This window comes from Ferruginibacter sp., from assembly GCF_031430955.1.
GTDB lineage: Bacteria > Bacteroidota > Bacteroidia > Chitinophagales > Chitinophagaceae > Ferruginibacter.
Window position 1 is genome coordinate 1 of sequence record NZ_JANPCM010000341.1, and the last position, 10,480, is coordinate 10,480.

General features: G+C 35.6%; 13 protein-coding genes and 1 tRNA gene. 6 read left to right on the forward strand and 8 right to left on the reverse strand.

Translation table 11 applies throughout. The features are described 5' to 3' along the window. On the reverse strand, positions 1–605 hold a 605-nt coding region (locus tag ACY65O_RS09665), incomplete at its 3' end, for an HAD family hydrolase (RefSeq protein ID WP_462220650.1). 42 nt (positions 606–647) lie between these two features. Then, a tRNA-Ile gene (locus ACY65O_RS09670) sits at positions 648–721 on the reverse strand. A 478-nt stretch (positions 722–1,199) separates the two neighbouring features. Here ACY65O_RS09670 and ACY65O_RS09675 point away from each other — a divergent pair. From ACY65O_RS09675 to ACY65O_RS09700, 6 genes are all read left to right on the forward strand, one after another. Then, entirely contained in the window at positions 1,200–2,429 is a 1,230-nt protein-coding gene (locus ACY65O_RS09675) for a LamG-like jellyroll fold domain-containing protein (RefSeq protein WP_462220651.1), read from the forward strand. Between the two features lie 144 nt (positions 2,430–2,573). Next, on the forward strand, positions 2,574–3,296 hold the full coding sequence (locus tag ACY65O_RS09680) for an outer membrane beta-barrel protein (RefSeq protein ID WP_462220652.1): 723 nt from the start codon (positions 2,574–2,576) through the stop codon (positions 3,294–3,296). A gap of 138 nt (positions 3,297–3,434) precedes the next feature. Beyond that, positions 3,435–4,127 (forward strand): tRNA (guanosine(46)-N7)-methyltransferase TrmB, encoded by a 693-nt coding sequence (gene trmB, locus ACY65O_RS09685; protein ID WP_462220653.1) that lies wholly within the window; start codon positions 3,435–3,437, stop codon positions 4,125–4,127. Beyond that, entirely contained in the window at positions 4,120–4,320 is a 201-nt protein-coding gene (locus ACY65O_RS09690) for a DUF5522 domain-containing protein (protein ID WP_462220654.1), read from the forward strand. Before trmB ends, ACY65O_RS09690 begins: the two co-directional genes overlap by 8 nt. 31 nt (positions 4,321–4,351) lie before the next feature. Further along, the gene (locus ACY65O_RS09695) at positions 4,352–4,768 is read left to right on the forward strand and encodes an MGMT family protein (protein WP_462220655.1); all 417 of its coding nucleotides are present in this window, start codon (positions 4,352–4,354) and stop codon (positions 4,766–4,768) included. Then, on the forward strand, positions 4,765–5,508 hold the full coding sequence (locus tag ACY65O_RS09700) for a hypothetical protein (RefSeq protein WP_462220656.1): 744 nt from the start codon (positions 4,765–4,767) through the stop codon (positions 5,506–5,508). Before ACY65O_RS09695 ends, ACY65O_RS09700 begins: the two co-directional genes overlap by 4 nt. 4 nt (positions 5,509–5,512) lie before the next feature. Here the strand turns inward: ACY65O_RS09700 and ACY65O_RS09705 are convergent, their stop codons facing one another. From ACY65O_RS09705 to cyoE, 6 genes are all read right to left on the reverse strand, one after another. Continuing rightward, entirely contained in the window at positions 5,513–6,103 is a 591-nt protein-coding gene (locus ACY65O_RS09705; RefSeq protein WP_462220657.1) for a DUF420 domain-containing protein, read from the reverse strand. A 1-nt stretch (position 6,104) separates the two neighbouring features. Then, positions 6,105–6,863: an SCO family protein gene (locus tag ACY65O_RS09710; protein ID WP_462220658.1), complete on the reverse strand. Its 759-nt coding sequence runs from the start codon at positions 6,861–6,863 to the stop codon at positions 6,105–6,107. 328 nt (positions 6,864–7,191) lie between these two features. Then, entirely contained in the window at positions 7,192–7,629 is a 438-nt protein-coding gene (locus tag ACY65O_RS09715) for a cytochrome C oxidase subunit IV family protein (protein WP_462220659.1), read from the reverse strand. A 104-nt stretch (positions 7,630–7,733) separates the two neighbouring features. Then, on the reverse strand, positions 7,734–8,618 hold the full coding sequence (locus ACY65O_RS09720) for a cytochrome c oxidase subunit 3 (protein WP_462220660.1): 885 nt from the start codon (positions 8,616–8,618) through the stop codon (positions 7,734–7,736). Positions 8,619–8,694: 76 nt separating this feature from the next. Beyond that, complete coding sequence (locus ACY65O_RS09725) at positions 8,695–9,261, reverse strand: cytochrome c oxidase subunit 3 (protein ID WP_462220661.1); 567 nt, start codon at positions 9,259–9,261, stop codon at positions 8,695–8,697. A 171-nt stretch (positions 9,262–9,432) separates the two neighbouring features. Then, on the reverse strand, positions 9,433–10,365 hold the full coding sequence (gene cyoE, locus ACY65O_RS09730; RefSeq protein ID WP_462220662.1) for a heme o synthase: 933 nt from the start codon (positions 10,363–10,365) through the stop codon (positions 9,433–9,435). Positions 10,366–10,480 lie beyond the last annotated feature (115 nt).

Genomic DNA, 10,480 nt, shown 5'->3' on the forward strand with positions numbered 1-10,480 from the left:
AGTTGCTGTACCCTTTCGTGAGGAAGCAACAGGTGGGTTTGTATGCCAAGGGCTTTTGCTCCTTCAATATTAATTTCCAGATCATCTATAAATAAAGTTTCTCCTGCAATAATGTTTGCATCTTTTAACACAAAGGCATACGCCGCTGCATCAGGTTTTCTGTATCCTATAATATTAGAGTAATAAGCTTTAGTGAAATATGCGTCCAGACTGAGTTTGCCGGTATCTCTTGTAAATATTTCTTCGAATTTTGCAAGGTGAATGCTATTGGTATTACTAAACAGGTAGAGCTTGTATTGCAAAGATATTTTTTCTAAAAAAGAAAGGCTTTCTGTTCTAAAATTCAACAACAATGCATTCCAGGCATTTTTTATTTGTGTATTGGTAATAGGGGTTTTGTTTTTAGCTTTTATCGCCTGATAAAATGCTTCCTCTTCCATTTTACCGGTTTCTATTTGTTGAAATAATATACCCATTGCCTGTGGGGCAAAATCGGTTTTAAAATTTTTAAATCCCAATTCCTCAAATGCTGTAATGGTTTTACTGTAATCTATATCCAGTAATACATTCCCTAAATCGAAGATGATATTTTTAATGTTGGTCATTGAAGTAAAATAAAAACGCCCCGAAATTTTCGAGGCGTTTTGTGGGCCCACCTGGGCTCGAACCAGGGACCCCCTGATTATGAGTCAGGTGCTCTAACCAGCTGAGCTATAGGCCCTTTCTTTTTCAAGAAAGATTTTATATAAACCACTTATTACTGGTACTGTAAGTGAGCGTAAATTTTAGAACTTTTATATTAGGTGTTAACTAACAGTTTTATACCTAAAATTTCTTTTAAGGTTGCAAATATAATCAAAGCTGCTTAATTAAAAACCATCTTATACCAATTCGTTTTTAAAAACTTCAATCCTTAAGGTGTTTTAACCCTTTATAAAACAGGTTTTGTCACTGTTGCTTGCACTTTGTTTATCATACATCTTTACATCAAAAAAAGGAAAGCTTAGCAACAAATTATGTTATAAAACTTCTTTGTCACCCTTAATGGGTATTGGGTATAATATTGAGTTGGCCTATGTTTGTTGCTCTGAAATTTCAAAGCATATATCTTTTGAAAACCTCGTTCCACCCCTGAATGGTACAAACAAAAAGAATAGGTCTATTCTTTACATTTTATTACTTAAAAAAATATAATAAACATGAAAAAATGTCTACTCGTATTATGTGCTTTTTTTGCAATTATAAAAAGTAACGCACAGCCCACAGCCGGCCTTGTTGGCCAGTTAAAATTAGATGGGAATTTAAATAATTCAGGCTCAGCCAGCATTACAGCCACATCCACCAACACCTCCTTTACTACCAATGCTGTGGGTGCGGCTAACAAAGCATTGCTTTTTGCAGGTACTACAGCCTCTGCGGTAAATATTACCGATAACGGCAATCTTGATTTTGCCGGCGATTTTTCGATTTCTTTTGGCATTTATATGGCTACTTCTGCTTTAAACCAAGGTTTTTATGATAACGGTTTAAATTATGGCGGCTGCGGTGTTTGGTATTTTAATTCAGACAATACCCTGCGTTTTAATTTTAAAAACGGTTCTATTGGTGCCATTGCAGCTTTGCCTGCAAACCAGTGGAAAGCAGTATGTGCTGTAAGAAGCGGAAACACTTTACGACTGTATGTTAATGGTGTACAAGTGATTTCGGGCACAGAGGGTTCTTCAACTATTACTTACCCTTATGCACCGGTGCTGGGCCAAATGTATTTTGCCTCAGGAGGTGGTAATTATAACCCTGTTGCAAACGGCTCTAAAATTGATGAACTGCGTGTGTACAACAGGGCTTTGTCGGCAACAGAAGTTGCACAATTGGTTAGCGCTACTTTACCCCTTAAAATGGGTGAGTTTACTGCTGCTAAAAATACAGGTGGCATTATACTAAACTGGGAGACCTTAAGTGAACAAAACACCTCCTTTTTTGAGGTGGAAAGAAGTACTAATGGTACAGATTTTACCGCTATTGGCAGGGTAAATGCAAAAGGCAATTCATCCGCCAAACAAAATTACAGTTATACTGATATTAACCCCGGCGCAGGTATAAACTATTACAGATTGAAACTTGCTGACATTGATAATGCTTACACCTACAGCCGTACTGTAGTTATTAAGGGTAACCAGGTTATTACTATTGAGCTTTTTCCAAACCCTGTTGATAATGTGCTGCAGGTGCAATTACCTTCAGCAAAAATAGAAGTTGCAACAATTTTTATTACCGATGCCTCCGGAAAAAAAGTGTACAGCAGGCAGTTGCAGTTAAGCCTTGGAAATAATGCAACCAGCATTCCCGTGCTTCATTTGCCAAAAGGGATTTACCAGTTTACACTTAATAATAATGACGGTGCCCAATCAAAAAAATTCATAAAACAATAGATATAAATAGTGATGGCCTCCATTGTTTATAATAGCCGGCGCATTTGTACCGGCTATTTTTATTTGTCTCCCTATTACAGCAATAGTAAATATTTAACGCTTCATTAAATTATTTGACGTTATTTTGCAGCTTCAAAATTAATTATGAAGAAAATAATACTTGTTTTTATTGCTGCCGTATCCGTAGTTACCCTGTTTGCCCAAGATAAAAAAGCGATGAGTAAGGCTGATTTAGCTAATCGTGCCGGAGATCATATTATGTTACAACTTAGCAGCGACCACTGGAGCGGTATACCTGACAGTATTAAAGATCATCAAAAAGGACTTTCAAGAGGCGGAAATATTTATGTGATGATGAATAAGCCTTTTAAAAACAATCCACGTTTTAGCGCTGCTTTTGGTGTGGGTGTTGGAACAAGCAGTATGTATTTTAAAAATTACAGTATTGATATCACTTCTACCAAAGCAAGCCTTCCTTTTAAAGCTTTAGATACTTTAGATCATTTTAAAAAATATAAACTAACCACCGCTTTTTTAGAAATACCTGTGGAGCTGAGGTTTACTGATAACCCTGCCAAAAGCAACAAAAGTATTAAGGCTGCAATTGGCGTTAAAGTAGGCACATTATTAAATGCACACACTAAAGGGAAAACTTTATTAAACAGAAGCGGCGGCACTGTTAATTCTTTTACCGAAAAAGAAAGCAGTAAACGTTTTTTCAACAGCACCCGTTTATCTGTTACCGGCCGTATTGGTTTGGGTAATTTTTCTTTATTCGGCAGTTACCAGATAAATAACTTATTAAAAGATGGTGTGGGGCCACAAATAAAACCATTTCAGGTAGGTATTAGTTTGAGCGGTTTGTAGGTTAGTTATTTTATTTTTATATTTGATTGAGATAAGTTTTTTAAACAACTTACTGCCGTATCTATTGTTTTATTAAACGGATTTGTATTTCTTTATTATCCTTCTAAATTAGCTGCAGCATTTATATCTTTGCGCCCCATGGCTCAAAAAAAATTACAACGTTTTGCGGATATAAAAACCTTTGCCAATGTGCTGGAATATCCTGAGCACATGCCCGGCAAATGGCAAGTTTTTTTTAAAAATGAAAATGAAATTATTTTAGAATTAGCCTGTGGCCGTGGCGAATATACTGTTGGCCTTGCAAAGCTGTTTCCCCAACAAAATTTTATTGGTGTTGATGTTAAAGGTAACCGCATGTATATTGGTGCCAAAAAATGTTTGACAGAAAAAATAAACAACGCTGCATTTTTAAGAACGCAAATTGAAAAGCTCGCTACTTATTTTACACCTGGCGAAGTTGATGAAATATGGATCACTTTTCCTGATCCTCAGTTACGGGTATCCAAAGCAAAAAAAAGATTAACACATCCCCGTTTTTTAAGATTGTACCAGCAAATTTTAAAACCATCAGGAGTTATTCATTTAAAAACTGATTCGCCTGACCTTTATCTATTTACAAAAAAAGTAATTGAACTTTACGATTTAACTATTGTTGAAGATTGCGGTGATGTGTACCAACAAACGCAGGTAAAAGAAGAATTGAAAATAAAAACACACTACGAAAGTTTAGATATTGCCCAAAGTAATAAAATACATTATCTTAAGTTTACTTTACCGGCAACTCTAAAAAATATTGATGACCAATTACAGGAGCAATTAAAAAATGAATAACCTGACTGAAGGAGAAGATTTTTACTATAATGAACAGGGCTATATTGTTCTTACAGAAAAATACCATTTGCAAAAAGGATTTTGTTGTGGTAATGGCTGCAGGCACTGCCCTTATAAATATATAAATGTTCCTGAACCAAAACGCAGCGAATTAGTACAGGCCTCCCCAAACGCCTCCAGAGGAGGGGCTTAAATACCCGGATAATTTATGTATCTTTTCAATAATGAAGGAGAAAAATTCTAAAAAGAATCTTACTGCAAGTTCCTCCCCTTCGGGGTTCTCTGAAAAGAGAACGAACGTAGTTCAAGGAGGGGCTTCATTTTTTCAGGATGTTTATGATGTGGTAAGACAAATTCCTAAAGGAAGAGTTACTTCGTATGGCGCTGTGGCTGCATACCTCGGCACAAAACTTTCGGCCCGTATGGTGGGCTGGGCAATGAATGCAGCACATACTGCCAAACCAAAAGTACCTGCACAACGTGTGGTTAACAGAAATGGAATATTAAGCGGTAAACACCATTTTGGTACCCCCACATTAATGGAAGAATTATTAAAGAAAGATGGTGTTGCAGTAAAAAATGACACCATAGTAGATTTTAAAAAAATATTTTGGGATCCAATAACTGAATTAAGTTTATGAGCAATACAATTGTACAAGGCAAAGTTTCTTTTGTTAATCACGAAAAACAATACGTGATGATTGAATACGAAGTAAACGGAAAGAAGAAAACCATTAATGGTATTGTTGATGATAAAACACAACTGCAATTAAAAAAAGAAGGGGTAATAAAAAAGACACATGTTTTTCATATTGGTGATCTGGTAAATTTTACTGTGCAACTTTCTGGCAGGGGCGATAAAATGATAGCCACTAATATTCAGTATTTATACAACACAGCATTAGATGTTCTTTTAAATAAAGCCAAAACCGAAAACAGTTTTATTGGTTATTTAAAAATGGCGGATGATAAAATTTTTGTAAAAGAGATAGACAGTTATCTTTTTTTTCCTGTTGCTCATTCGCCCTGGCGCATACCACCAACCGAACAGGAATTAAATGAAGCCGTAACATTTTCGCTGGAGAATATGGAAAAAAAAGACAAGGTAACTGCTAAACTTTTTAATAATAATTATATCCCGGAGTTTTATGCTGCAGTTAAATTACATAAGGCCAAAACACCTGTGGAAGCGGAAGTTTATAAAATTTCCGAGCATGGTATTTACCTGAACATTATTGGAGATAAGATACAGGCAAAAATTCCTTTATCAAAAAATGAGGCAGCAAGTGCCTTATCAAAAGATATAAAAGTTGGAGAAAAAATTAAAGTAGTTATCAGTTATTTAAGTCCTCAAAAAATAATTGTGGAGCAAATTACTTAACTGCTTATTTATAATAAGGGCTAATCATAAAATAAATAATAACTCCTGTAACAGCCACATACAACCATACAGGGTAAATAATACGCACAATTTTTTTATGCTTTTCGTAATCGCCGGTTAAGGCACGGTAAGCTGCAAATAAAATAAATGGCAGCGCTAACCCTGCAAGCGGAATATGTGTAATTAAAGTTGTAAGGTAAACAGTACGCATGCTACCGACCGCTGCAGTTTCTGCATCACTCAAGCCTTTTACACCATCAGTATCGCCATAAATAGCTTCGCCTGCAAACAAGTGATGGCAGATATAAGAAAGTAAAAACAATACCGACAATGCCATTGCAAAAAGCATAATTTTTTTGTGCAGCAGGTAGTTTTTATTTTTTACAATTATTAATCCGGCAATTAACAAAACAGTTACCAAAGAATTAATAATGGCATTGGTTAAAGCAAAAACATGCACATTAAAAGGTAAATCAACTTTACCTGCTAAATTATATTTACCTAAAACTGTTACAGCAGCAAAAACAATTACCGAAAAAATTGTGATAAGCCATTTTGCTTTTGTATCGTTTTTTTGCATCGAAGGTTGTAACATATTATTTTTGTTTGTTTCTGTTTCGGTTTAGTAAAATGGTTATTATAAAAACAATGGCTATCGCAATAAATATTATTGGCAGAATAGGAATAAAATCTCTTAAAACAGAAGGTGCTGTTTTATCTCTTTCCAGCATTAATAAAGGGATATCCCTTACTAATTTTGCCTGCTTCACACTATCAAAGCCATTGTAAAAACCACGTACAATTCTGTTACTGTCTAATACAAAGAAATTTTCGGTATGTATAAATGCAGTATCCACACCCGGGTCCGCAACATTTGCTTTAATTTCATTTATTGCAAAGTCATAAATTTCTTTTTTATCGCCTGTTACCATCCACCAGGTATCATGATTAATATTATATCGGTCAGCAAATTTTCTTAATTGCGGAACACTGTCATGTTCCGGATCAATACTTATAGAAATGAATTGAACAATGCTGTCGTTTTTTACAAAAGAATCCTGCAGGCGCTTCATACTTTTTGCCAGACCCGGGCAAATAGAAGGGCAACGTGTAAAAAAGAAATCCAGCACAATTATTTTTCCGTGCAAATCATCGAGGCTAACTTTTTTACCCAGCTGATTGGTGAATTGAATATTTTTTACTTTATGCCGGATGGTATCAGTAACTTTTTTTCCATTTCTTTCTCTTACAACCACACTATCAGGTAAATAATATTTACCGGGCATGTGCACTGCCTGTTTGCTGTAATATTTAACCAGAAAATAACCGGTTAGCGGCATCAGTATTGCAAGCATTAGAGCAAGCAGGGCTTTTTTATTCATAAGCCCCTCCTAAATCCTCTCCGCCGGTTGGCGGAAGGACTTTTAACAGCCTGATAATTTGTTTCTGTTTCATCTTTTCAAGTTTAAACAACTGCAAATTTACATCAACAAAAATCAAAAGCATAGTTTATACTAATTATAAATCTGTATTTTTTTAGCGCAGAGAAAATGAGGTATGGAAATAAACGCAGAAGTACTGAATGTAACCACATGTACCTCATTTTCTCTGCACTTAATATATTTTTTTTAAACAAAAAGCCACCGCTTTTGTGCGATGGCTGTAAATTATTTTTATAAAAAATTATTCTTTCGATCCTTTTTCTATAGCAGCAGGTTTTTGTACTTGCTCTGTTCTGTCGGGGTGGCTGCCTGCATCAGTATTACGCATCGTTTTCCAGCTGTTGCCATCCCATAAAAATGCAATGATAAACCAGATAAATAAACATAAAGGCACAACAATGGTCATTATCATATTTCTTATCTCATCACCTAAATGCATAAATATTGAAACAATATAATAAGCTTTTGCAAGTGTTAATATACACACCATGCCCTTAAACATTAATACATATGTATGATTGGGGTGCTCGCCTTTGTGAATATTATAAATCAATAACCCTAAACCAAGCTCTACAATAGTTAAGGCAGAGAGTAACCAAAATGTTCTCCATATTTTTTTAGTACCGCCTGTATGCTCGGGGTGAAAAGTTATTTCCGGTGATGCTGAATGTGCTGACATAATTCTTTTTAAATCTTTTAATAAATAAGTTTAGATGTTTAGATGTTTAGAAAGTTTAGTTGCCAGATTTCATATCTAAACCCTAAACTTTCTAAACTCCTAAACTAAATTAGATAAAAACAAAGGAATACAAATACCCACACTAAATCTACAAAGTGCCAATACAATCCTGCTTTTTCAATCATTTCGTAATGGCCACGCTGATCGAAATGACCCATCTTTGTTTTAGCATACATTACTACATTAATTACTACGCCGCTAAATACGTGAAAACCGTGAAAGCCTGTAATACCAAAAAAGTAACTTCCAAATGCCGGCCTGCCCACATTACTTACTTCAATATTTGCTGCTTTTATTGTATTGATTAATTCGGCATTTGATACTGTTGATAAATCGTGATGTACCCCTGCATCTGCACTATGATGCAGTGTTGATGCAATAGAAACTAATTGATCGTGTGGGGTTGTTTGCAAAGCAGCAAGCATGGCATCATGTGCTACAGGTGATCCCCAAGGGTTTGACTTTACTGTTGTTGGTAATACAGAAAGTGTTCCGTCTTTTAACAACGCAACATGTTCGCCGGTTAATAAATGCGTCCACTCCCAGGCCTGGCAACCTAAAAATGCAAGTCCGCCTAAAATGGTAAGGATCATATATTTCTCCACTCCTTTTCTGTTCATATTATGGCCTTCATGCACTGCCAATACCATGGTAACAGAACTAAAAATTAAAATAAACGTCATTAAACTTACAAATGCCAAAGGCAAATTAGCATGCCCCGCAAGCGGAAAAGAATTAAACACATGGTTAGGATCGGCCCAGTCGTTTACACTAAACCTGATAGTACCATAGCTAATTAAAAATGCACCAAATGTAAATGCATCACTCATTAAAAAGTACCACATCATCACTTTACCATAGCTGGCATTAAACGGGCTTCTTCCCCCGTTCCACCACTTGGTATTTGTTGGTATTGCTGTTGTTGACATTTATATAACTTTTATGTTCCTGTTTATTTTTACTATTAAACCTTAGTGTACCTCTTTACTAAAAACTTTGCACTGCTTATTTTATCATCCATAAAAAAAACAACAAATACAACCAAAGTGCATCTACAAAATGCCAGTAAGTACTGGTAACCTCTACCGGTACCGAATTGTAAATTCTTGTTTTTGTGCTAAAAGCTTTTGCAAAAAGAAATAATAATGCAATTACACCTCCAACAACATGTGCCGCATGAACCCCAACAATAACATATAAAAAAGAAAATGAGACATTTGCCTGTAATGTTATTCCAATATTCCATAATTGTTTAAACCCAATTATTTGCAGCACAATAAAAAGAACTCCAAGCACAATAGTTGTCGTCATCAGGCTGCGGTACTTTTGCATTTCCCTTTGCTTAAAACTGCGGCCTGCTAAAAACAATGTTATACTGCTTAACACCATTATTGCGGTACTGTACCAAAAAGCCAAAGGCAATTCAAAACTTGTCCAGTTTGCCTGGTTACGTTTAACAATGTATGCACTCGTAAAACCCATAAACATCATTAAAATGCTTCCGATGCCCAACCATAGGTTTAACTTATGCGGATGTATTTTATTTCGTTGTTCCATTACCACTGTACTCATGACCTCAACCCTAAAAGGGAATTTTATTAAAAATATTTTTTGTACCCAGCTTTATTAATTCTATTCATCTTCATTGGTCTGGCCTAAGGCGAGACACTCTTCAACAATATTTCTTTACTGATTTTTAATTATGTTATGCAATTATTCACAATAATCTTCACTATTTTCCCTTTAAGAAACAGGAACTGCTTTATTTGCAAACAAAGCCAGCAACACAATCATCAAATAAAAATAAGAACTGAACATTACCTTTCTTGCACTTGCCGCATCCATCCTAATAAATAATAGAATGCTTACATAAACCATCCACAGGTTGCAGGCCAGCAAAATCCACATACTCATCTTTCCGCTCATGCCTGTTGCATACGGCAACAAACCCATAGGAATCATTAATGCACTGTAAATAACAGTTTGCATTGCAGTAAATTTTGTTGGGCCTTTATCTCCCGGCAATAATTTAAAGCCTGCTGCTGTATAATCTTTATGTGCCAGCCAGGCAATTGCCCAAAAATGAGGGAACTGCCATAAAAACTGAATGCCGAATAAAATCCATCCGCCGGTGCTAAAACTGTTTGTTGCGGCAACCCATCCAATTAAACAGGGTAAGGCTCCCGGTATGGCTCCTACCAAAACAGAAATGGAATTTATTTTTTTTAGTGGTGTATAAATAAATCCATACATCAATAAGCTAAATAAACCCAGCATGGCGCTTTGAAAATTAAAGCACTTCCACATAATGAAAACACCCAAAGCTCCTGCAATAACTGCAAATGCTGTTGCTTCATTAACACTCATTCTGCCACTGGCAACCGGCCTTTTAGCCGTACGCATCATTAACGCATCAGAATTTTTTTCCAACACCTGGTTAATAGCATTTGCCGAACCCGTGATTAACATTCCTGCCACAAAAAGTAAAAGAACTGATATTATTTTATTCTGACTGTATATATATTCCTGCTCACTGTATCCAATTAAAAAACTAACCACCGTACTAAATACCACCATAAAACTTAAAGTGAATTTGATCAACTGAAAGTAATCTTTCACTTTACTCACCAACTTAAAAGATGTTGAGTTGGGTATAGGTATGTTCTCCTTATTCATGGCCTCACCCTCTTTCCCTCTCCGAAAGAGAGGGAGGCCGGGCATTTATTTTATTATCAACATTTGTAATTAAGCATTTCAACAACATTATCTTTTTCATCTTTAACTACGTTTT